At 69.9% G+C, this 21,861-nt stretch carries 23 protein-coding genes; 16 read left to right on the forward strand and 7 right to left on the reverse strand.

Annotated elements, in window-relative coordinates:
* Window positions 1-19: 19 nt before the first annotated feature.
* Both QSK36_RS08635 and QSK36_RS08640 read right to left on the reverse strand, forming a co-directional pair.
* Window positions 20-871, reverse strand: coding sequence for an alpha/beta fold hydrolase (locus QSK36_RS08635; RefSeq protein WP_183532280.1), 852 nt, complete (start codon window positions 869-871; stop codon window positions 20-22).
* Window positions 868-1,305, reverse strand: a complete 438-nt coding sequence (locus tag QSK36_RS08640) for a MarR family winged helix-turn-helix transcriptional regulator (protein WP_285781968.1) — start codon at window positions 1,303-1,305, stop codon at window positions 868-870. Before QSK36_RS08640 ends, QSK36_RS08635 begins: the two co-directional genes overlap by 4 nt.
* Window positions 1,306-1,461: 156 nt before the next feature.
* On the opposite strand from QSK36_RS08640, the gene QSK36_RS08645 reads away from it, so the two are divergent.
* Both QSK36_RS08645 and QSK36_RS08650 read left to right on the forward strand, forming a co-directional pair.
* Window positions 1,462-2,304, forward strand: coding sequence for an AraC family transcriptional regulator (locus QSK36_RS08645; protein WP_285781969.1), 843 nt, complete (start codon window positions 1,462-1,464; stop codon window positions 2,302-2,304).
* Between the two features lie 73 nt (window positions 2,305-2,377).
* Window positions 2,378-2,989 carry a dihydrofolate reductase family protein gene (locus tag QSK36_RS08650; protein ID WP_285781970.1) on the forward strand — a complete coding sequence of 204 codons (612 nt, stop codon included), beginning with the start codon at window positions 2,378-2,380 and terminating at the stop codon, window positions 2,987-2,989.
* On the opposite strand, the gene QSK36_RS08655 is transcribed toward QSK36_RS08650, so the two are convergent.
* Entirely contained in the window at window positions 2,986-3,468 is a 483-nt protein-coding gene (locus tag QSK36_RS08655; RefSeq protein WP_285782301.1) for a winged helix-turn-helix transcriptional regulator, read from the reverse strand. The two genes, QSK36_RS08650 and QSK36_RS08655, sit on opposite strands and share 4 nt — an antisense overlap.
* A 91-nt stretch (window positions 3,469-3,559) precedes the next feature.
* Between QSK36_RS08655 and QSK36_RS08660 the strand changes: the two genes are divergently transcribed.
* Complete coding sequence (locus tag QSK36_RS08660; RefSeq protein WP_285781971.1) at window positions 3,560-4,261, forward strand: SDR family oxidoreductase; 702 nt, start codon at window positions 3,560-3,562, stop codon at window positions 4,259-4,261.
* Between the two features lie 36 nt (window positions 4,262-4,297).
* Window positions 4,298-4,723, forward strand: a complete 426-nt coding sequence (locus tag QSK36_RS08665) for a tautomerase family protein (protein WP_285781972.1) — start codon at window positions 4,298-4,300, stop codon at window positions 4,721-4,723.
* Window positions 4,724-4,820: 97 nt separating this feature from the next.
* Here QSK36_RS08665 and QSK36_RS08670 read toward each other — a convergent pair whose 3' ends face one another.
* Window positions 4,821-5,765, reverse strand: a complete 945-nt coding sequence (locus QSK36_RS08670; protein WP_285781973.1) for an alpha/beta hydrolase family protein — start codon at window positions 5,763-5,765, stop codon at window positions 4,821-4,823.
* Between the two features lie 15 nt (window positions 5,766-5,780).
* Window positions 5,781-6,626, reverse strand: coding sequence for an LLM class flavin-dependent oxidoreductase (locus QSK36_RS08675; protein ID WP_285781974.1), 846 nt, complete (start codon window positions 6,624-6,626; stop codon window positions 5,781-5,783).
* Window positions 6,627-6,870: 244 nt separating this feature from the next.
* Here QSK36_RS08675 and QSK36_RS08680 point away from each other — a divergent pair, with 244 nt between their 5' ends.
* Window positions 6,871-7,461, forward strand: a complete 591-nt coding sequence (locus QSK36_RS08680; RefSeq protein ID WP_182900959.1) for a TetR/AcrR family transcriptional regulator — start codon at window positions 6,871-6,873, stop codon at window positions 7,459-7,461.
* A gap of 89 nt (window positions 7,462-7,550) precedes the next feature.
* Complete coding sequence (gene recD2 / locus QSK36_RS08685) at window positions 7,551-9,812, forward strand: SF1B family DNA helicase RecD2 (protein ID WP_285781975.1); 2,262 nt, start codon at window positions 7,551-7,553, stop codon at window positions 9,810-9,812.
* 43 nt (window positions 9,813-9,855) lie between these two features.
* Here recD2 and QSK36_RS08690 read toward each other — a convergent pair whose 3' ends face one another.
* Window positions 9,856-10,950 (reverse strand): hypothetical protein, encoded by a 1,095-nt coding sequence (locus QSK36_RS08690; protein ID WP_285781976.1) that lies wholly within the window; start codon window positions 10,948-10,950, stop codon window positions 9,856-9,858.
* Window positions 10,951-11,267: 317 nt separating this feature from the next.
* On the opposite strand from QSK36_RS08690, the gene QSK36_RS08695 reads away from it, so the two are divergent.
* From QSK36_RS08695 to QSK36_RS08715, 5 genes are all read left to right on the forward strand, one after another.
* Window positions 11,268-12,290: a cytochrome P450 gene (locus QSK36_RS08695; protein WP_285781977.1), complete on the forward strand. Its 1,023-nt coding sequence runs from the start codon at window positions 11,268-11,270 to the stop codon at window positions 12,288-12,290.
* On the forward strand, window positions 12,287-13,096 hold the full coding sequence (locus QSK36_RS08700; RefSeq protein WP_285781978.1) for an isocitrate lyase/PEP mutase family protein: 810 nt from the start codon (window positions 12,287-12,289) through the stop codon (window positions 13,094-13,096). The genes QSK36_RS08695 and QSK36_RS08700 overlap by 4 nt, the downstream gene beginning before the upstream one ends.
* Before the next feature lie 187 nt (window positions 13,097-13,283).
* On the forward strand, window positions 13,284-14,438 hold the full coding sequence (locus QSK36_RS08705) for a L,D-transpeptidase (protein ID WP_285781979.1): 1,155 nt from the start codon (window positions 13,284-13,286) through the stop codon (window positions 14,436-14,438).
* Between the two features lie 58 nt (window positions 14,439-14,496).
* On the forward strand, window positions 14,497-14,829 hold the full coding sequence (locus QSK36_RS08710) for an ArsR/SmtB family transcription factor (RefSeq protein ID WP_285781980.1): 333 nt from the start codon (window positions 14,497-14,499) through the stop codon (window positions 14,827-14,829).
* Between the two features lie 105 nt (window positions 14,830-14,934).
* On the forward strand, window positions 14,935-15,852 hold the full coding sequence (locus QSK36_RS08715) for a TIGR03620 family F420-dependent LLM class oxidoreductase (protein WP_285781981.1): 918 nt from the start codon (window positions 14,935-14,937) through the stop codon (window positions 15,850-15,852).
* Between the two features lie 15 nt (window positions 15,853-15,867).
* Here QSK36_RS08715 and QSK36_RS08720 read toward each other — a convergent pair whose 3' ends face one another.
* Window positions 15,868-16,047: a hypothetical protein gene (locus tag QSK36_RS08720; RefSeq protein ID WP_139572524.1), complete on the reverse strand. Its 180-nt coding sequence runs from the start codon at window positions 16,045-16,047 to the stop codon at window positions 15,868-15,870.
* A gap of 133 nt (window positions 16,048-16,180) precedes the next feature.
* Between QSK36_RS08720 and QSK36_RS08725 the strand changes: the two genes are divergently transcribed.
* The 5 genes from QSK36_RS08725 (at window position 16,181) to QSK36_RS08745 (ending at window position 21,806) form a co-directional block, all read left to right on the forward strand.
* A complete protein-coding gene (locus tag QSK36_RS08725) occupies window positions 16,181-16,612 on the forward strand; it encodes a helix-turn-helix domain-containing protein (protein ID WP_183532256.1) in 432 nt (143 codons plus the stop codon).
* A gap of 206 nt (window positions 16,613-16,818) precedes the next feature.
* Window positions 16,819-17,709 carry an RNA polymerase sigma factor SigJ gene (sigJ, locus tag QSK36_RS08730; RefSeq protein ID WP_285781982.1) on the forward strand — a complete coding sequence of 297 codons (891 nt, stop codon included), beginning with the start codon at window positions 16,819-16,821 and terminating at the stop codon, window positions 17,707-17,709.
* 176 nt (window positions 17,710-17,885) lie between these two features.
* The gene (locus tag QSK36_RS08735; RefSeq protein ID WP_285781983.1) at window positions 17,886-18,803 is read left to right on the forward strand and encodes an NADP-dependent oxidoreductase; all 918 of its coding nucleotides are present in this window, start codon (window positions 17,886-17,888) and stop codon (window positions 18,801-18,803) included.
* A 328-nt stretch (window positions 18,804-19,131) separates the two neighbouring features.
* Entirely contained in the window at window positions 19,132-19,596 is a 465-nt protein-coding gene (locus QSK36_RS08740; RefSeq protein ID WP_285781984.1) for a YkgB family protein, read from the forward strand.
* Between the two features lie 296 nt (window positions 19,597-19,892).
* Window positions 19,893-21,806, forward strand: coding sequence for a glycoside hydrolase family 15 protein (locus tag QSK36_RS08745; RefSeq protein WP_285781985.1), 1,914 nt, complete (start codon window positions 19,893-19,895; stop codon window positions 21,804-21,806).
* Window positions 21,807-21,861 lie beyond the last annotated feature (55 nt).

Raw genomic sequence — 21,861 nt, forward strand, 5'->3', positions numbered from 1 at the left:
CGGCGCCCCGGCGTCCGCCTCATCGTCCCAGGAGGAACGGCAGGGCCCGTTCGGCCACGACCGGGCCCGCTTTGGGTTCCGTCGGCGACAGGTGGCCGAGGCCGTCGATGGTTTCGAGAGTGGCGTCGGGAAGGGTGTCGCCGACCATGGCGAACTCCGCTCGGTGCTCGGGCTTGGAGCGGCCGCCGACGAGGAGCAGCACGGGGGCGGTGACGTCTTTGAACTCGGCGAGGCGGCCGTACTGGGCGGCGAGCTGCTCGTGCTCGGCCAGGCAGGCTCCCAGAAGGGGCCGCATCCGCTGCCAGGCCGGTCCGCGGAAGGCGATGCGGAAGACCATGCGCAGGTACCAGTGCGGCAGTTTGGTCATGAAGTCCGGTGCGCCGCCGGAGCCTTGGATGAAGTGGATGAAAGCGCCGTAGTGGTCGCCGGCGGCCAGCCGTTCGCGGAAGGGGGCCATCCAGGCGGTGGGGACGGGGGAGCAGGGCACTCCGGGCTCGTAGACGGCGATGCGGTCGAACAGCGGGAAGGAGCGTGCGGTCTCCAGGACGACCAGTCCGCCGTAGCTGTGCCCGAAGGCCAGGCGCGCCCCGGTCGCGGCCTGGACGGCGCGTAGGTCCTCCACTTCCTTGGCCAGGGAATATTCGGGTCCCTGGGGGCCGCTGGCGCCGCGTCCGCGCCGGTCGACGACGTGCACGGTGAAGGAGCGGGCCAGCGTGGCGGCCGGCGGCAGGTAGTCGTCCGAGGTGCGAAGGTTGCCGCCGATGACGATGAGGTCGGGGCCTGTGCCCAGCGTCTGGTAGCCGATCACGGTGCCGTCGGCCGAGACGGCCGTGCCCTGGCGTAAGGGCGGGGTGTCGATGTTCCTGCTCACTTGCCCGCCTCCCGCTCCAGCCGGTCGAAGGTGGCCAGCAGCCGCGCGGTGTGCTCGGCGTACTCGGCGTAGGGCACGCCGCTTTCGGCGACGACCGCGGCGAGCCGGTCTTCGAATTCCTGCCGGATCGAGGTGACCCGCCGCTTTCCCGCGTCGGTGAGGCTCAGCCGCCGGCGGTTGCCTCCGGCGGGGTCGGGCTGGACGTCGAGAAGCCCGTCGGCGGCCAGGACGCCGGTCATGCGGCTCACCGACGGCTCGGTCACGCCGAGATATTCGGCGAGGGTCCGCTGCGTCGAGGCTCCCAGTTCTGCCACCAGGGTCAGCGCCAGGAACCGGTTGTAGGAGATGCCGTGCTCGGCCCGGAGGATCCGGTCGGCGGCCCGGTCCAGCCGGGCGGTGAGCACGTGCAGGTTGAGGCTGAGGTTCCGTTCCATGCGTATAACTTAACATGCTAACTTAGCCAAGGCAATATGCGAGCGACGGCGACTGCCGGTGCGGCGCAGCCGCGCCGAGGAGCAGGCCGGCGGCGGGCATGGCGCGCTGGTGCGGCTTTTCGCGCGAGATCGAATCTCGTCGGCCACACTGAGTCCATGGAATACGTCGGCCGGGTGCCCGCGCCGCCGCTCGACCGGTTCATCGACGACATCTACTGCCTGACCGGGGTGCCGCGACACCGCCGGATGAACGTCCCCCCGATGCCGTCGGCACACCTGTTCATCAACCTGGGCGGACCCGCCCGCCTGTGGGACTCCGACCCTTCGGTGCCGCCGGAAGTGTTCACCGATGGCTGGTTCATGGGTGTATGGACCCGGCGTTTCCTCTTCGAGTACCCCACACGGGTGCGGCTCGTCGGGGTGCACTTCAAGCCGTGGGGGATGTCACCGTTCGTCGACGTGCCGGCGATAGAGCTGCGGGACCGATGGGTGCCGGTCGACGCCGTCTGGCGACGATCGGTGGACCGGATTCGCAACCAGCTCGGCGACATCGCCTCGGCCGGCGAGACGCTGCGGGTAGTGGAGGAGGAACTGCGATCGCGATTCGCCGAGGCACCGTCGCGCGGTCTCGACCTGGTCCGGCACACAAGCGGGCGTCTGGAGACCTCACATGGCGCCGTCCCTGTCGGTGTGCTGGCCGATGCGGCCGGGGTGAGTGGCAATCACCTGGCCACGCAGTTCAAGTCTCATGTCGGGGTCACCCCGAAGCGGGTGGCGCGGATCTACCGCTTCGCGCGGCTGATCCTCTCCGTGGACGCCCTGCGTCCGGTCGACTGGTCGGCGCTCGCGCAAACGGCGGGCTACTTCGACCAGGCCCACTTCACCAGGGAGTTCAAGGACTTCACCGGCCACACCCCGACGGAATACCTGGCCCTGCGGCGCAGATTCCCCGTCGAGCCGGGGTTCCCGCCGGACAGCGGTCCTATGCCCGCCGATTGATTTTTTACAAGCCTGGTCGCCCCCAGGGCCGCCAAGATCGGGGTGAACGCGCAAGGCGACCCGAGGAGAACCGGTGGGCACAGTGATCATGCACAACGCGGTGTCGGTGGACGGGTTCATCGCCGACGAGAACGACGACGTCGGGCCACTCCACGATTGGTACTTCAAGGGGGATACCCCGATCACCGAAGGCGGCGACCAGCAGTACGACCATTCCGGAACCGGAAGCGGCTTCAAGCTCTCCCGTGCATCGGCGGAGTACGTCCGGCCGATATGGGAGGCGATCGGCGCGATCGTGATGGGCCGCAACCTGTTCGACCTGGTGAACGGCTGGGAGGGTCGGCCGCCCGCGGGTGACCACGTGATCGTGGTGTCCCACCGGCCCAAGCCCGAAGGCTGGCACCCCGAGGCGTCGTACCATTTCGTCGACGACGTGACGGCTGCGATCGACAAGGCCCAGGAGCTCGCCGGGGAGCGGATCGTCAGCGTGAACGCCGGCGAAGTGGGCAGCCAGATCCTCGCGGCCGGCCTCGTGGACGAGGTGGCGATGGACGTGGTGCCGGTGGTGTTCGGGTCGGGCAAACGCTACTTCGGCGGCATCGACGGGCAGCATCTGCTGGAGGGCCCCCACGTGGTCATCCAGGGCGACGGAGTGCTGCACCTGAGGTTCAGGGTGCGCCGCTAGCCGCGCTGCCAGGCGGGGTTCAGCCGGATCTCGATGTCGTCGCACACCGTCTCCGGCGCCGGCTCGGCGATGACGCGGACCTGTATCGGACGGCCGGTGCCGGCCTCGACGAACGACAGGGGCGGGCGGCCGTCCTGCAGGTGCTTGTCGCCCCACTGCATCAGCGACAGGAACACCGGCAGCAGGTCCTCGCCGGCCTGGGTCAGCCGGTATTCGTCGCGGGCCCGGCTCCCCGGCTCCCGATAGACGACGGGCGCGACGATACCCGCGGCCTTCAGCTGTTTGAGTGCCCGTGACACCGCAGGCGCCGAGGCCCCAATCCGCGTCACGAAGTCGTCGAACCTCGTTGTGCCATAGAAGCATTCGCGGACCACCAGGAACACCGTCTTGGTGCTGAGCAGGTCCAGCACCCGCCCCGCCGAGCATCCGTCGCCGATCGACCACGCATCCCGGTCGGACAGCCGTTCCTCGAACTTCATCGCCACCCCGCCATTGTAGCTAACGCTTGCGTTAGCCAGGCATGGTGTGATGCAATCTCGCTAACGAGGTCGTTACTCAGGGGGAGACGTCATGGTCGCAGTGGCGGGCAGGGTGGTTGTGGTGACCGGGGGCCGGCGTGGACTCGGCGCGGCGCTGGTCGACGAGGTTCTGGCGCGCGGGGCGCAAAAGGTGTACTCGACCGCGCGCTCGGCGTACGTCGACGACCGTCCGGGGGTGGTCGCCGCCGAGCTGGAGGTCCGCTCGGCGGAGTCGGTCGCCGCCCTCGCGGAGGTCGCCACCGACGCCGAGATCGTGTTCAACAACGCCGGGATCCTGCTGCCGGCCCCGCTGCTGACGGGTGACTTCGAGCGCGCCACCGTGACGTTCGACGTCAACGTTTTCGGGCCGCTGCGGATGGCGCGGGCGTTCGCACCGATCCTGGCCGCGAACGGCGGGGGCGCATTGGTCAACATGCACTCCGTGCTGTCCTGGCTGGCCGGCAGCGGCGCCTACGGGGCGTCCAAGGCGGCGGCGTGGTCCCTCACGAACTCGCTCCGGCTCGAACTGGCGCGCCAGAACACCCAGGTCGTCGGTGTGCACGCAGGGTTCATCGACACCGAGATGGTCTCCGCCGTCGAGCTGCCGAAGGCGACGCCGGCCGACGTGGCCGCGCGGATCGTCGACGGCCTGGAGTTCGGGGCCACGGAGGTGCTCGCCGACGACGTCACAGTCGCCGCCAAGGCGGCGCTGTCCGGCCCTGTGGAGAGCCTGACCTTCTCGGCCGCCCGTTGAGATCGCATCTCAGCACTGAAGGAGTACCGAACCGCCATGCCACTGTGGACCATTCATCACACGCCCGGAATCTTCACCGACGAGGAGAAGCACCAGCTCGCCTCCCGCATCGCCGACCATTACGAACAGGTCGGGCTGCCGCGGTTCTACGTGGTCACGCTGTTCCACCAGACCCGGCCCGAGGATTTCTACGTCGGTGGGGAGCCCACCCCGGCCGGGGTCCGCATCGCCATCGACCACATCGCCCGCAGCAACCCCGATCGGGAGAGCCGGCGCCGCACCGCCCGGTGGATCAGGGGCATGCTGCAGCCCCACCTCGAAGGGCACGCAGCGCTGCACTGGGAGTTCCACATCGACGAGACCAGCGACGACCTCTGGATGATCAACGGGATCGCGCCGCCCCCGGCAGGCTCCGACGCCGAGCAGCGCTGGGCTGCGAGCAACTCGGCGTCCCCCTACTGACCGCGCCCCCGGTACGTCACTTCGGCCGGTGAGCGACCGCGCGCCCCCACGCCGGTGACGAGGCAGTGAAGGGGCGCGCAGTGCGCTCGTCAGGGATTCATCTGGATTCGATCCGGCCCAGCGGATCGCCGGCCTGCGCCAGAGCGGCACGCGCCGCCGGCCAGGTGGAATCCCCGAGGCCGAGCGCGGTGCGAAGGTAGGCCCACGTGAGCCGCCGCACGAGGGCGACCCGCTCGGGGTTCTCATCCGTCGTCTCCGTGACGTTGTATCCGGAGATCCCGCCGAGCGAGTGTTCCGCCCCGAAAAGAGTGAGCAGGCTCTTGCCGCCGGGGCTCAAGAAGTACGCGTCGGTGAACCAGTCAGGCCCCCGGACCGACAGCAGGGACTGGTCGCGGTCTCCCGCGACCACAAGAGCCGGTGTGGTCATCTCCGCGAAGCCCGGGTTCATGAACGGGAAGTGCTCGGCGGCGAACGGAGTCAGGTCCGCTCCCCCCGTGCCGGGGAGCGCGAGCAGCACACCCGCCTTGATCCGCGGGTCGGACATGTCCTCTCCCGGCTCGCCCGCGGAATCGAGGACCCGCGCGCCCAGGAGCATGCTCGCCGTCTGGGCGCCCCAGGAGTGTCCGGCCACGGCGACGCAGCTTCGGTCGAGACGCCCGCCGAGGCCGGGAACGGCGGCTTCGACGAACTCCAGCCCGTCGAGGACGCGCTTCAGGTCCTCGACTCGGAAACGCCAGATCAGCGGCGTACGGGGGTCGTCGGGAGGAAGGTTCAGCGTCCTCGAGTCGAGATGGGTGGGCTGGATCACCGCGAAGCCGTGGGCGGTCCAGAAGTCGACCAGCGGGCCGTAGCCGTCCATCGACTCCCCGAAGCCGTGCGAGAAGACGATGACCGGCAGTTCGTTTCCGGTCGCCGGCGCGGACACGCGTACGCGCAGATCCTCGCCACGGCCGGGGGCCCGCAGCACCACCGGCTTCACCGAGATGACCGGAGTGGGTGCGCCGATGGTCACATCCGTGGTCGCCACACCTGCGTGGTTCATGGGTTGGTCTTCCTCTCAGTTGTTTCGTGAGGTGATGAGTTCGTCGGTGACCCACCGGGCGACGCCGGCGGGGTAGGGCGACGGCAGTCCGAGGACGATGTGCCGGAAGCCGGCGTCGATCGCCTCGCCGATCGCGTCCCGGGTGGGGCCGGGCCGGTCGTAGGAGACGGGCAGGTGGATCGAGCGGGTGATGGAGGCGGGGTCGCGGCCGATCTCGGCGCAGTAGCGGTCCAGCAATGCGCTGCGGCGGACGACGTCGTCGATATCGCCGCCGGGGATGTTCCACAGGTCGGCATGCTCGGCGACCACGCGCAGCGTCGGGGACGAGCGTCCGCCGATGAGGATCGGCGGATGGGGGCGCTGGACGGGTTTGGGGTTGCAGAACGCTCCCGTGAGCCGGACGTGGGTGCCGTGGAAGTCGAACGGTTCGGTTTCGGTCCACAACCGCCGGATCACCGTGCAGGCTTCGGCGAGGCTTCCCACGGCGTGCGCGGCGTCGTGGAAGGGCAGGCCGTGTGCCTCGTACTCACGCCGGGCCAGAGGGTGGCCGGGCCGTGAGCCGACGCCGATGCCGAAGTCGAGGCGTCCGCCGCAGATGTCGTCGACGGTCGCGGCGATCTTGGCGAGCATCGCGGGCGGCCGGAACCGGTTGCTGGTCACCAGCACACCGAGTCGCAGTCGCCGGGTCTGCGCGGCGAGGGCCGCGAGCAGCGTCCAGCCTTCGTAGGCCGGCCCGTCCGGGTCTCCGCCGATCGGCATGAGGTGATCGAACAGCCACGCGTGCTCGATCTCCGGGATCGAGTCCGCCTCGCGCCAGACCCGCAGGACGTCGTGGTAGGTGACCTGTTGCGGGGCGGTCATGATCCCGAAACTGGGGCGGAGGGAGTGCGGCATTGGGGTCGTGGTCCTTTCGACACCGGCAGCGCCGGAGTGGGGTGCGCCACCGGCGTTCAACCGGGAGGGAAATGAGGGATGCGTGGTGGCGTCGCATGGCTTGGTCACCGGCCCGCTGATCTGGCATGATGAGCAACCGGGACCGTGTTCCGTTTTGACGATACGGAACCATGTCCCGCTTAGCAAGCCCGGCAACGGAGGGAGCCGCGCGATGAACGACAGCGACCGGGGCGCGGGGCGGGCGGCCCGGCCCAAACGGGCGGACGCACGGCGCAACGAGAAGACCCTGCTCGACGCGGCCGCCGCGGTCTTCGTCGCCTCAGGCGTGGACGCGCCCGTACGCGACATCGCGGCCAAGGCCGGTGTCGGGACAGCGACGATCTACCGCCACTTCCCGACGCGAGCGGATCTCATCATCGCCGTCTACCGGCATCAGGTCGAGGCCTGTGCCGAGGCCGGACCTGCCCTGCTGGAGACCAGCGCGACCCCTTACGCCGCGCTGGAGCGATGGATCGGCCTCTTCGTCGACTTCCTGGTCACCAAGCACGGGCTCGCCGCCGTGCTGCGGTCGGACGACGCGGGCTTCGACGCCCTGCACGCCTACTTCCTCGACCGTCTCGTGCCCGTGTGCACCCGGCTGCTCGACGCCGCGGCCGCCGCCGGCGAGATCCGCTCCGACATCCCGGCCATCGAACTCATGCGCGGCGTGGGGAACCTCTGCATCGGCGCCGAGCACGATCCCCACTACGACGCACGCCGGCTGGCCGGACTGCTCATCGCAGGTCTGCGCCTGCCGCGCTAGGGAGTGCCCGAACGCCGGGTGCGGTGTCCGTCCCCGGCGGCGCCGGTTCCGGTCAGGCGGGTCCCGCCGTGTGGGAGACAATGCGACCCATGACGAATCCTCCCGGAGGCGCCGCGGGCAGGCCGCCCGGCGTGCAGCTCGACGCCGTGCTGGAGCGGATCACCTACGCCAACGAGGAGACCGGCTACACGATCGCCAGGGTCGCCACCGAACGGTCCGGCACCGAGCTGCTGACCGTCGTCGGTCCGCTGCTCGGGGCACAGGTGGGCGAGTCGCTGCGGCTCACCGGCCGCTGGGGCTCCCACCCCAAGTACGGCAGGCAGTTCGAGGTCTGGTCGTACTCCACCGTCCTGCCGGCGACGATCCAGGGCATCCAGCGCTACCTGGGCTCCGGACTGATCAAGGGCATCGGCCCGAAGATGGCCGAGCGAATCGTGGACCACTTCGGCACCGACACGCTGCGGATCATCGAGGAGGAGCCCAAGCGCCTGGTCGAGGTCCCCGGCCTCGGGCCCAAGCGGACCAAGATGATCGCCGCCGCCTGGGAGGAACAGAAGATCATCAAGGAGGTGATGATCTTCCTGCAGGGCGTCGGGGTGTCCACCTCCATCGCCGTGCGCATCTTCAAGCAGTACGGCGAGGACTCCATCGACGTGGTCCGCAAGGAGCCCTACCGGCTCGCCGACGACGTGTGGGGCATCGGGTTCAAAACCGCAGACACCATCGCGCAGGCCGTGGGCATCCCGCACGACAGTCCCGAGCGGGTCAAGGCCGGCCTGCGCTACACGCTCTCGCAGGCCGCCGACGACGGCCACTGCTTCCTGCCAGCCCCCAACCTGGTCGCCGACGCCGTCAAGATCCTTGAGGTGCCGCCCGACCTGACCACCACCTGCCTCGAAGAGCTCGTCGCCGAGGAGGGCGTGGTCCGCGAGGAGGTCCCGGCCAGGGGGAACGGCGAGAAGGGCCAAGGCGAGGAGAACGGCGACAGCACCGTTCCCGCGATCTACCTCGTCCCGTTCCACCGCGCCGAGCTGTCGCTGGCCGGCACGCTGCGCACCCTGCTGACCTCCGGCCATGACCGGCTCGGGGCGTTCACGGACGTGGACTGGCCGGCCGCCTTCGACTGGCTGCGCGGCCGGACCGGCGCCGACCTCGCCCCCGAGCAGGCCCAGGCCGTACGGCTCGCGCTGACGGAGAAGGTCGCCGTCCTGACCGGCGGCCCCGGCTGCGGCAAGAGCTTCACCGTGCGCTCGGTGGTGACCCTCGCCCGCGCGAAGCGGGCCAAGGTCATCCTCGCCGCCCCGACCGGCCGGGCGGCCAAGCGGCTGGCGGAGCTGACCGGCCACGAGGCCACCACCGTGCACCGGCTGCTCCAGCTGCGCCCCGGCGGGGACGCCACCTTCGACCGCGACAACCCCCTCGACGCCGACCTGGTCGTGGTGGACGAGGCGTCCATGCTCGACCTGCTGCTGGCCAACAAGCTCGCCAAGGCGGTCGCCCCGGGCGCGCACCTGCTGTTCGTCGGCGACGTCGACCAGCTTCCCTCGGTCGGCGCCGGAGAGGTGCTGCGCGACCTGCTGGCCGCCCCCGGCATCCCCCGGGTGCGGCTGACGCAGATCTTCCGCCAGTCGCAGGAGTCCGGCGTGGTCGTCAACGCCCACCGCGTCAACACCGGCCAGCACCCCCTGGTCCGGGAGTTCCCCGACTTCTTCCTGTTCTCCTGCGAGGAACCCGAGGAGATCGCCGCCCTGACCGTGGACGTGGTCGCCCGGCGCATTCCCAGGAAGTTCGGGCTCAACCCGCGCAGGGACGTACAGGTGCTGGCGCCCATGCACCGCGGCCCGGCCGGCGCGGGGGCGCTCAACATCGCCCTGCAGGAGGCGCTCACCCCCGCCCGCGAGGGCATGCCGGAACGCCGGTACGGCGGGCGGGTCTTCCGCGTCGGCGACAAGGTGACCCAGCTGCGCAACAACTACGACAAGGGCGCGGCCGGGGTGTTCAACGGCACGGTCGGCGTCGTCACCGCCATCACCCCCGAGGAGAGCAAGCTGACCGTGCTGACCGACGAGGACGAGAACGTCGACTACTCCTTCGACGAGCTCGACGAACTCGCCCACGCCTACGCGGTCAGCATCCACCGCTCCCAGGGCAGCGAGTATCCGGCCGTGGTCATCCCGCTGGCCACCAGCGCCTGGATGATGCTGCAGCGCAACCTGCTCTACACCGCCATCACCCGGGCCAAGAAGCTCGTGGTCATCGTCGGGTCACGGCGGGCGCTCGGCCAGGCCGTGCGCACGCGAGGGGCGGGCCGCCGCCACACGGGGCTGACCCACCGCCTCCGCGTGCCCTGATCTTTCGTGTCCCGGCCGGCGCGCCCGCCCCTGCCGTCCGTCGTCAGTACTTGGAGACGTAGGTCACGAACGACGGCTGGTCGACCTGGGTGGTGCCCTTGTAGCAGACCACGTCACGCACGTAGACATCCGAACCCGAGGTCGTCCACAACGTGAGCAGGTTGCAGTACTCCGGCCCTGGGCCGTACGCCGTCACCTGCACGTTGTTGGGCGTCACCCCGACCTTGGGGAAGTACACCAGGCGCATGCCGGTCCCGGCCGTCCGCACAGTGTTGACCCCGCTCTGGGAGTTGTAGTTGATCCCGGTGGGGACCGGCGCGTACGGCCCGGGGTTGGCCGGGGTGTTGTCGAAGGTGTAGGCGAACAGCTTCGGCGGCGCGAAGGCCCCGGTGATCGCCCGCTCACGCTGGTATGTGAGGGTCCAGCCGGTGTCGTACGGCTTGTCGGCCACATCGTGGCACAGCACCTGGATCTTCTGCCCCGACGCCGCCCAGCTCCAGGCGCCCACCTTGCACCGCGCCGGCTTGCTCGAGTCGACCGCGGTGACCTGGATGTTCCCGGCCTGCACCGCGGAGCCGAGCCCGGGCAGCCAGACGGTCCAGTCGCCGGTCGTGTTGGGGAAGACGGCGTTCACGCCGAGCGAGGAGTTGTAGTCGGAGGCGATGGACGAGCCGTCCCAGTAGACGTAGCCGTACGCCTGCGTCGCCGAGGCCAGCGCCCCGCTGCTGCTGGCGAAGACGATCGAGAAGCGCGCGTTGACGGGGGTTCCGCCGAACCGGTAGCACCGCACCGCCACGATCTCGTCGGAGCCGGCCTGCCCCCACTTCTCGATCTGGCACCACTCGGCCGACTGCGAGATCGCGGTCACGTGCGCGATCCCGCCCTTGGGGATGCCGATCTTCGGGAACCGCACGAAGTACTCGCCGGAGCCGCCGGGCGTGACGCTGACCGTCGGCCCGGGCGCCCAGCTGCCCGCCTGGTAGGCCAGGTTCGGCACCCCGGAGGTGACGTCGACGTAGGCGAACCCCCATACGTCGGGAACCGCCGCGTTCGCGGTCCCCGCCCCGGCGGCGGCGCCCGCGGCGACCAACGCACACAACAACAGTAATCGAGTGACCACGGTTCGTAACAGGCGCATGCCGTCCTCCATCGCGGTGGTGCCCAGCGGGCGTACGAGATGTCGACGCCGGGGTGGGCCCGGCGCGTGGTGCCCAGTCGTGGAGCCGTGGAACGTTCTAGAGGGGGGCGGGGATCACAATCTCCCTCCCGCCCTGTGATAACCCGCGGACCGATCTTTGAGAAGGCCCAAAGGCCCACACGCGCGCATCGCACATTTAGGCGTGAAACGTTCATCTTTCGACGGTTGCCGAAGGATCACGGCCCTAGCCTGCCGGGGAGGCGACGACCACCACAGAAAGGGGGAAGGGGGCGGCCTCCGCGCGCCCCCGGCCACCGATGACAGCAGATCCGCCCGCCGGAGGGGACCGCCGGCTCACCCGGCACGCGGACGTGCGCGCCGTGCTCGCCGATCCCCGCTTTCTCGTCCCCGCCGCCCCCGCCGCGCAACCGGGAACGGGAATGGCGTGGCTGCGGGGAGCGGTCAGCAGGTTCAGCAACGGAGCCGAGCACACCCGCCGTCGCGCGCGCGCGATGGGGTTGCTCGACGCCCTCGACCCCGTACGGCTGCGCCGCGAGGCCCGCGAGCGGACCGGCGCCGAACTGGCGGGCGGCGCCCGTGTGGACGTGATGGCCAGGATCGCCCGCCGCGTCCCGGTCGGCGTCCTCGCCACGCGGCTCGGCGTCCCGGAGGACTGGCGGGAGGAGGTGGTCGCTGCGGTGACGGCCATGGCGGCCGCGTATCACGCTCCCGGTGCGGCGCCCGCGGGGGACGCGGCGGTGGGCGTGCTGGCGGCGGCGCTGGGTCGAGGGGAGGAGACCGAACCCGGCCTGCTCGCGGCGGTGGCGGGGGCGCTGGTCCAGGCGTGCGACGCCACCGCCGGCCTGGTGGGCAACACCCTCGCCGTCGTGGCCCGCCTGCCCGCCGACCTGTCCGTGCGGTGGCCGATCGAGGCGCTGCTCGCCGAGACCCTGCGGTGGGATCCGCCCGTACGGCTCACGCGCCGGGTGGCGGCCGAGGACGCCACGGCCGGGGGAGTCCCCGTGCCCGCGGGAGCCGTCCTCGTGCTGGACCTGGCGGCGGCCAACAGGGACCCCGAGGTCTTCCCCGATCCACACCGCTTCGACCCTGCCCGTTTCCGGCAGGGCCGCGGCGAGGGCGGCGGGCATCTGGGTTTCGGCAGCGGGATCAGGCCCTGCCCGGGGGAACGGACCGCGCTCGCCTTGACGGCGGGTGTCGTGGAGGCCGCTCTCGGGCACCGCCTCGCCGACCCCGAGATCCCGTACGAGCCGTCGCCGAACCTGCGCGTGCCCGCCCGCCTCCACCTTGAGTGCGCCGAGACAACGGGAGGACCCCGATGAGCACCCACGCCGAGACGTTCCGGGCTCTGCATCATGCACGGCGTCCCCTGGTGCTGCCCAACGCCTGGGACCACGCGTCGGCGGCCGTCCTGGCCGCCGCCGGGTTCGCCGCGATCGGGACCACGAGCCTCGGCGTCGCCGCGGCGGCGGGCAAACCCGACGCGACCGGCGACACCGCGGCGGAGACGCTGGCGCTGGCCCGGCGGCTGGCCGGGCTGCCGTGCCCGGTGTCGGTGGACATCGAGGGCGGCTTCGCAGACACGCCCGAGGGCGTGGCCGAGATCGCCGCCGAACTGGCCGCCCTCGGCGTGGCCGGCGTCAACATCGAGGACGGCCGGACGGACGGGACGCTGGCGGACCTCGGCGAGCGGTGCGAGACGATCGCGGCGGTCAAGGCGCGGGCGCCGGAGCTGTTCGTCAACGCCCGCACCGACACCTACTGGCTGGGGGCCGGGGACCTGGGCGCGACCACCGCCAGGCTGCGGGCCTTCGCCGAGGCCGGGACCGACGGGGTGTTCGTCCCCGGGGTCGCCGCCGACGACGATGTGCGGGCGCTGGTGGACGCGGTCGATCTGCCGCTCAACGTGCTGTTCCTGCCCGGCCGCCACACGGTCGCGGGTCTGGCCGCGCTCGGCGTCCGCCGGATCAGCACCGGGTCGCTGCTGCTGCGGGCCGCCCTGCACGCGGTGGCCGAGACCGCCCGGGCGGTCGCCACAGGCGGGCAGATCCCCGCGGGCCTTCCGTCGTATACGGACGTGCAGGCCCTCGTCACAGCGGGTGCTGACTCGCCACTTGATCAGCCTTGACGCGCACCTTACCGTCTACAGAGACGAGTCCACCGAAGAAGCGACCGAAATGTGACCTGAGCGCAGGAGAAAATGCCAACATAAGAGGCAACCCCGAATAAGGTCTTATGGTGCCCTTCGCGCTCATGGGGGAGTAGTTGTGCTGAGCACTGGAAGTCGTTCGAGGTGGCCGATCGCTGGAGTCGCCGTGGCATTGGCCGCGGCTCTGTCGGCATGCTCCGGCGGATCGGGCACGCCAGGCTCGACGGGCGGAGACTCCGGCGACGCCGCGCCCGCCGCTCCGGCCCCCAAGATCACGATCAGCCCGGCGACGGGCAGCGCGAAGGTGCGTCCCGACAAGACCGTGGTCGTCACGGCCGCCGACGGCGAGCTGGAGGAGGTCACCGTCCAGGCGGGCGACGAGACGGTCGAGGGCGAGTTCGACTCCACTCACACCAAGTGGACCTCCAAGGAACCGCTCAAGCCCTCCGCCAGGTACACGGTGTCGGCCAAGGCCACCGGCAAGGGCGGCCCGGCGACCGCGACCAGCCGCTTCACCACGCTCAAGCCCAAGGTCGGCCTGGAGGTCGTGGACGTCACCCCCGGCATCAAGGGGGAGACCGTCGGCATCGGCATGCCGATCATGGTGAGGTTCAACGCGCCGGTGCAGGACAAGGCCGCCGTGGAGCAGGCCCTCGATGTGGACGCGGAGAAGCCGGTCAAGGGCGCCTGGCGATGGATCGACGACCAGTACGTCATCTACCGGACGGCCAAGTACTGGCCCGCGCACCAGAAGGTGAAGTTCACCGCGCACCTGACGGGCGTGAAGGCCGGGCCGAACACCTACGGCATAGAGGACCACAGCGCGACCATCAAGATCGGCGCGGCCTGGATCAGCTCGGTCAGCACCAGGACCCACATGATGGTGGTCCGGCGCGACGGCAAGGTCGTGCAGACCATGAAGATCAGCGCCGGCAAGGCGACCACCCGCGAGTACACCACCACCAGCGGCGTCCACCTGACCATGGAACGCGGCAACCCGGTAACGATGATCTCCCCGGGCAAGAAGGAGGGCGACCCCGGCTACTACAAGGAGGTCGTCAACCACGCCGTGCGCATCTCCAACAGCGGTGAGTACGTCCACGGCGCGCCCTGGTCGGTCGGCTCTCAGGGTCGGGCCAACGTGAGCCACGGGTGCGTCAACGCCAGCCCCTCCCAGGCCAAGTGGTTCTACGACAACTTCCACCGGGGCGACGTCGTCAAGATCGTCGGCACCAACCGGATCCTGGAGTGGAACAACGGCTGGGGCTTCTGGCAGATGCCGTTCAGCAAGTGGAAGCAGGGCAGCGCCCTGGAATCGTGATTCCTCGATCACATCGAGGAATTCCGAAACATCGGTGGGGGAGCTGTAGCCTGGGCTCATGGCGGAGACTGCGACCTCACCGGATCCCGGGCTGGTCGACGCGTTGCGTGCGCTGTCGAACCCGGTGCGGTTGCAGCTGCTGATGTGGCTGCGTGAGCCCGAGCGCCACTTCCCGCTGGAGGAGGCGATCGCCGATCCGGCCGAGGTCGGCGTGTGCGTGAGTCACATCCAGGCCAGGGCGGGGCTCGCGCAGTCGACGGTGTCGGCGTACATGGCCGAGCTACAACGGGCGGGCCTGGTGAAGGCCACACGGGTGGGCAAGTGGACCCACTACAAGCGCGACGAGCAGCGCATCGCCCAGCTCGTCGCCACCCTGGGGGAGACGCTCTAGAACCACGACGTCGCACGACGAACGATCCCGCGCGTCGTCGCTCATATCGGAAATCTGCGATACTTCGATATGTACTGGGCGGGGACGAGCGCGAGGAGATCACCGATGGGCGACCTCGACGGCCTGGATCTGGGCAGGTTCGGGATCTACACCTTCGACTTCGAGCACCAGCCGGCAGCGCGGATGCGCGAGTCGATACAGGAACTGGAGGATCGGGGATGGCCGGCGTTCTGGATCCCCGAGCTGGCGGGGCGTGAGGCGTTCACGCACGCCGGCTACCTGCTTTCCTGCACGCGGCGGATCACCGTCGTCAACGGCATCGCGCAGATCTGGTCGCGCGAGGCCCCCTGGGCGTACGGCGCCGCGCTGCTCCTGGCCGACGCCTATCCCGGGCGGCACGTGTTCGGCCTGGGATTCGGCGGCGTGCCGCGGCCGGGGATCACGCCGCTGGCGGCGATGGCCGGATACCTCGACGAGATGGACGGGCTGAAGACGTCCAACCCGCTGCCGCGGACGCCGATGCGCCGCATCCTCGCGGCCTACGGGCCCAAGATGCTCGAGCTGGCCCGTGACCGCTCCTCCGGCGCCCTCACCTATCACGTCACCGTGGCGCACACCGCACGAGCGCGGGAGATCCTCGGGCCGGACGCGTTCCTGGGCGTCGAGCACGCGGTGCTGTTCGAGTCCGACCCCGCCAGGGCCCGTGCGGTCGCGCGCGAGCACCTGCACCCCTACCTGAACACGCCGTACAACATCGCGAAGTTCCGGCGGCTGGGCTACGCGGACGAGGAGATCACGGGCGGCGGCAGCGACCGCCTCGTCGACGACCTGGTGTTCTGGGGCGACCTCGACACCATCGTGGCCAAGCTCCGCGCCCACCTCGACGCCGGCGCCGACCACGTCGCGATCCAGGTCATCGGGATCGAGCCGGGGCGGTCCGCGATGCCGTACTGGCGGATACTCGGCGACGCGCTGCTGCCCCGTGACGCGCACCAGGGCGCGAGCGTCCGGCCCACGACATGAGGGGAGGCCGCGGTCCTACTGGACGCCCCACTTCATGAGGGCGAAGGCGCCCAGGATCTTCAGCGCGACGAGCGCGATGATCACGCAGAACACGATCAGCGCGGGGCGGTGCTCGAAGTGCTTGCCCTCCTTCAGCGGAGGCCGCTTGGCGACGCGCTCGGCGATGCGCTCTTCGATCGGTTTGCGATGGAACATGTACGCAGACTACTGCCCGCGCCGCTCGGTCCCTCTGACGACCGTGGCCGCCGCAATCCCTCACGCCTCCCCAACATTCCCTTCGAGACGGATATATAGGGTGTGTTGGAGAGCTGATCAGAGGGGAGCGGGGATGCCACAGCAGCCGTACTCGGTGGAGCAGGTGGCGAACCTGCTGGGCCTGCACGTGAAGACCGTGCGCAACTACGTGCGCGACGGGCGGCTCAAGGCGGTGCGCATCGGCAAGCAGTACCGGATCGCCCGTGAGGACCTGGAGGCGTTCATGGGCGGTGCCGCCGAGCCGTCCGCCGAGACCGCCGGGCGGCGTCATATGGAGGCGTCGAGCATCGTGCAGATCGACGCCATCTCCCCCGAGGAGATGATGAGCCTGGGCAACACGCTGGTGGCCGCCGCCGTGAGCCGTAGCCCCGCCGAGAGGCCCCTGCGCGTCGAGACGATCTACGACGAGGAGAGGGCCAGCATGAAAATCATCATCGTGGGCGGCGTGGCCGACACCGCCGAGGTGTTCCGGCTGGTCACCACCCTGGTGAAGGAGCCGGCCTGACCGCCGCCCGGCCGGAGGGATGGTCGCCGCGTGGTCGTGCAGGGCCGGGGGCTGTTGCACAGGCGACCGATGAGACACCGCCCTGTCGAATGAACTACGACGCGTCGTCGGTGTGAGCGTGTGCGCTGCTCGCATCGGGTCTCTGCGTAGATCCCGAGCTCGGATGACTACGCTGGATCCGCAAGCTGGGGGAGGTCGCGATCAGTATGGGCAACGAGAACGCGACTGGACGGTCTGAGCTCGAGGACACGCTCGGAGCCGAATGGGAGGGGCACCGGCCCGCGGTTTTCGGCGTGGCCTACCGGCTGCTGGGCAGTGTGGCCGATGCCGAGGATGTGACCCAGGACGTGTGGCTGCGGGCGGCCGGAACAGATCTGCAGGACATCGATGATCTGCGGGCCTGGCTGGTGACGGTGGCCGCACGGCGGTCGTACGACATTCTCAAAAGTGCCCGTTTCCGCCGGGAGACCTATGTCGGGCCGTGGCTGCCGGAACCGCTGCTGACGGGGCCGGACGCGTCCGAGCCGGTCCTCGTCGACGAGTCCGTCGGCTCGGCGATGCTCCTGATCATGGAGGAGTTGGGCCCGCTGGAGCGGGTGGCCTTCGTCCTGCACGATGTCTTCGGCCTCGAGTTCGTCCGGATCGCCGAAGTGCTGGATGTCTCCGTGCCGGGTGCCCGGCAGTTGGCCTCGCGGGCGCGGCGGCGGGTGACCAACGCGAAGCAGTCTTCGCCGCAGGCGTCGAAGGCGGAGCGTGAACGTGTGCTGGCGGCCTTCCGCGCCGCCTACGAGGCCGGGGATCTGGCTGGCCTGGTCAGGCTGCTGCACCCCGACGCCGTCTACGTCACCGATGGCGGCGGCAGGGTCGCCGCGATGCGCAAGCCGGTCTACGGTGGTCAACGCGTCGCCGAGGTGATGGTGCGCGTGGGCCGCCAGTGGCGTCCGGACCGCATCGACCTCGTCGAGGTCGGCGGCGAGCTCGCCCTGGTGTGCCACCGGGAGGGCCGTGTCTACTCCGTGGACACGCTGCAGATCACAGACGGTCTGATCACCGCGTACCGCAGGGTCATCAACCCGGACAAACTTTCTCACGTCTGAGCTGTCACAACTCGAGGGGCCGCCTCGTCTCCCTGATGAGAACCCAAACGGGACAGACGAACGAACGCTCGCGAGCAGATGAATCGATCATGCCGGACTGCACGCGCCCACCTGGTGCGTTCCTCCGACGAGCCGCGATGAGCCTTGCGAGACAAATGACCGAGGAGACAATTCCCATGAAAGCGATCGTGGTGACGGACCAGGCTGCGGGAACGGCCGGGATGAGGCTGGTGGAGCGGCCCGAGCCGCCGGCAGCGATAAACGACGTCGTCGTCGAGGTTCATGCGTCCGGATTCGTCCCGACTGAGATGGAGTGGCCCTCGACCTGGACCGATCGCGCCGGCCGTGACAAGACACCGTCGATCCCTGGGCACGAGCTGGCCGGAGTGGTCACCGCGCTCGGGTATGGCACGACGGGGCTGTCGGTGGGACAACGGGTGTTCGGCCTCGCGGACTGGCATCGCGACGGCACCCTGGCCGAGTATGTGGCCGTCGAGGCGCGCAACCTCGCGCCGCTCCCGGGCGACGTCGACTTCACGGTGGGCGCGAGCCTGCCGATTTCGGGGCTGACCGCGTGGCAGGGACTGTTCGACCACGGCCGCCTTCGGGCGGGGCAGAGCGTGCTCGTGCACGGCGCGGCCGGCGCAGTCGGGTCGATGGTGACGCAGCTCGCGCGTGAGTTCGGCGCGTACGTCATCGGCACCGGACGCGCTGCCGACCGTCAGAAGGCGCTCGGCTTCGGCGCGATGGAGTTCGTCGACCTTGAGAACGACGCTCTGGAAGACGTCGGCGGCGTCGATCTGGTTTTCGATGTCATCGGCGGCGACATCCAGAAGCGGTCCGCGGGTCTGGTCCGGGCCGGAGGAACACTGGTGTCCGTCGTCGGGCCGCCCGAGGCGCGACCTGCGGACGGCCTGGCGGTCGACTTCGTTGTCGAGGCCGATCGTGCCCAACTGAGTGAGATCGTCCGGCGGGTGCGCGACGGACGGCTGCGGACGAACATCGGCACCATCGCAACCCTCGACGATGCCGTCACCGCCTTGAATCCGACCGAGCGGATCAAGGGGAAGACGATCATCCGCGTTCGTCCGTGAGGACTCGGGGCGAGGGGAACCGCCATGACAGCCGGCGACCTGGAGGGTCGGGCGAGGTACGGGAAGCTCCCGTTGGGCGGGGAGGCGGAGACAGGGTGGCGGTCGTGGTCAAGCGGGGCCGGAGCGGTGTCAGGTGCAAGCGGCCGAGGAGAGGTAGCGTAGTGGGCGGCGCCGCGGACACGGCCCGGCCGCGTGGTCGTCGCCGACCAGGTAGCAGTGATCGGCGGTGGCCTCGACACCGATGGTGAAGCGTGACCTGATGCTTAGCGTTGGCTGATCTTCGAGTCCTACATCGAGCGATATAACCGACGCGGTAGGCGAGAATCCCATGGAAATACACCGCATCGGAAAAATAGTGCATAGCGCGGGGATTTCGACCATCCGGTATGGGCTTGTGATCAACCTTCTGGAGATCGGGCGAATAAAATTCGAAGACTACGAGGTGGAAAATATTCGCCCCCTCGTAACCTCAAGCCCCCCGCTCGCGTGGCTTATCGCCAGATTGGGGGAGAAGAAGGTCGCTAGATTGCTCGGCGTCACTGAGATCGTTCTGGGCTCGCTGATCGGAGCAAAACCGATTGCGCCGCGAGCGTCAGTCATCGGCAGCCTCGCCGCCGTCGGCATGTTCGCCACCACCCTCAGCTTCCTGGCTACGACGCCCGAGGCGTGGCAAGAGACACGCGGGGAACCGAAGCTGTCTCTCGCGGGGCAGTTCCTGGTGAAGGACGTCGTGCTTCTTGGAGCCTCCCTGCTGACGGCCGCGGACGCCCTGCAAGCCGCCGAGCGCCGGTAGCTCAGGGCCTGGCCAGGTAACGGCGCGGTGTCCCGGTGAGAGTGAGGCTGTCGGGTCCACGTGGACGCGTTCGCCTCGGCGATGTGGCAGGTGCCGCCGCACATGCGGTTCGACTGCTCGACGAGCATGACGTGTTGCCGAGACCGCCCATTTTCGCGGCCACGGTCTTGCCGCCCTTGCGTGCCCGCGTATGGGAGGGTGATGCGCCAAGTATGTGCCGCTTGAGGATCGTGTGATCTTCGCCTCGGGCGGGCGGAGCGCTCCATTTTCAGGCCTTTACCGCGATTTTCCGACCCGTGCGTAACATCGTCGTCTTCTCCGGGTATCGGGCGCTGATGAGCGCCACACCCATCGCCGACCTCGCGTTGGTGTCCGATCGCCATTCCGCTGGCCTCATCAGCCGGGACGGATCGGCCGAGTGGCTGTGCTTCCCCCGCTTCGACGGGCCGTCCGTCTTCGCCCGCCTGCTGGACGACGAGGCTGGGCACTGGGCGATCCGCCCGGCCGTCCCATACGAGACGACGCGCCGCTACCTACCGCAGACGATGGTGCTGGAGACCACCTTCCGCACCGGGAGCGGCACGGTCGTTCTCACCGACGCCCTGCTCACCGGGCCGGACGACGGCGGCCACCGGCTCGGCGTCGGTGTGCCGCACCTGCTCGCCCGACGGGTGTCCGGCCTCGGCGGCGAGGTGCCGATGGAGATCGAGTATCGGCCCCGGCCGGAGTACGGCCTGATCTACCCGATCCTGTCCGTCGTCGACGGCGGCGTGACCGCCCGCGGCGGCGCCGACTGGCTCGTGCTGACCACGCCGGTCCCCCTCGGCATCGGCGACTGCAGCGGATACGGCGTGTTCACGGTGCGAGAGGGCGAGACACGGCACTTCGGGATGCACTGCTCGACGCTGCAGGAGACTCCCGCGCGGGTGTGGGACCAGGCGGAACTGGCGGCCCGGCTGGACGACACGATCGTCGCCTGGCAGTCGTGGTCCAGCCTCCACCAGGCCTATGACGGCCCGTGGTGTGACCTGGTGCACCACAGCGGGCGGGTGCTGCAGGCGCTGTCCTTCCAGCCCAGCGGCGCGATCGTCGCGGCCGCCACGACATCGCTGCCCGAATGGGCCGGTGGCGAGCGCAACTGGGACTACCGGTACACGTGGGTACGGGACGCGTCACTGACCATGGGCGCTCTGTGGGTCGCGGCCTGCCCCGACGAGGCGAGCGACTTCTTCGCCTTCCTCACCACCGCAGCCCCGTCCCTGGACAAGGACCGCGCGCTGCAGATCATGTTCGGCGTCCGCGGCGAGCACGACCTGAGCGAGCGCACCCTTCCGCACCTGCGCGGCTGGCGCGGCAGCCGGCCGGTACGCGTCGGAAACGACGCGTGGAACCAGCGGCAGATCGACGTTTACGGCGAGTTGCTCGATGCGGCCGTGCGCCTCGAACACCAGATCTGCGACATCGACGACGACGTCCGGCGCTTCCTCGTCGCCTGTGCCGACACCGCGGCCGAGCGCTGGATGGAGAAGGACCAGGGCATCTGGGAGATACGCGGGGAGCCACGCGACTTCCTGTACTCCAAGCTCATGTGCTGGGTGGCGCTGGACCGCGGCATCGCCCTCGCCGGCCTCCTGCGGGCGCAGGATCGTATGGAGTCCTGGCGGCGGACCCGCGCCGAGATCCGCGACACTCTGCTGCGCGAGGGCTGGAACGACCGGGTGGGGGCGTTCACGCAGGCCTTCGGCTCCGACGAACTGGACGCCAGTGCCCTCATGGTGCCGATCACCGGCTTCCTGCCCGCCGGCGACCCGCGGGTGCTGGCCACGATCGACGCGGTCGCGGACCGGCTCACCGACGACCAGGGCCTGGTCTACCGCTACCGCACCGCGGACGGCGTCGACGGCCTCGCCGGCGAGGAGGGCACCTTCCTGCTGTGCTCGTTCTGGCTGGCGCAGGCGCTCGCCATGTCCGGGCAGGTCGGCCGGGCCAGGAAGGCGTTCGAGCGAGCCGCCGCGTACGCCAACGACGTGGGCCTGCTGTCGGAGGAGGTCGACCCCGGGAGCGGCGAGCTGCTCGGCAACTTCCCACAGGCGTTCAGCCACATCGGGCTCATCAACGCCGCCTGGGCCATCGACGAGGCCGAACGAACCGCACGGGCCGGCGGGGCGACCGGCGCGGGCCGCGGGAACGGCAATGGCCGGATGGCGTGAGGTCACCGCCGAGTTCGCCGGCACGGCGCGCTGGCGGCGAGGTGGCCGAGGTGGC

It is taken from the genome of Microbispora sp. NBRC 16548 (assembly GCF_030268985.1).
Classification (GTDB): Bacteria; Actinomycetota; Actinomycetes; order Streptosporangiales; family Streptosporangiaceae; genus Microbispora; species Microbispora catharanthi.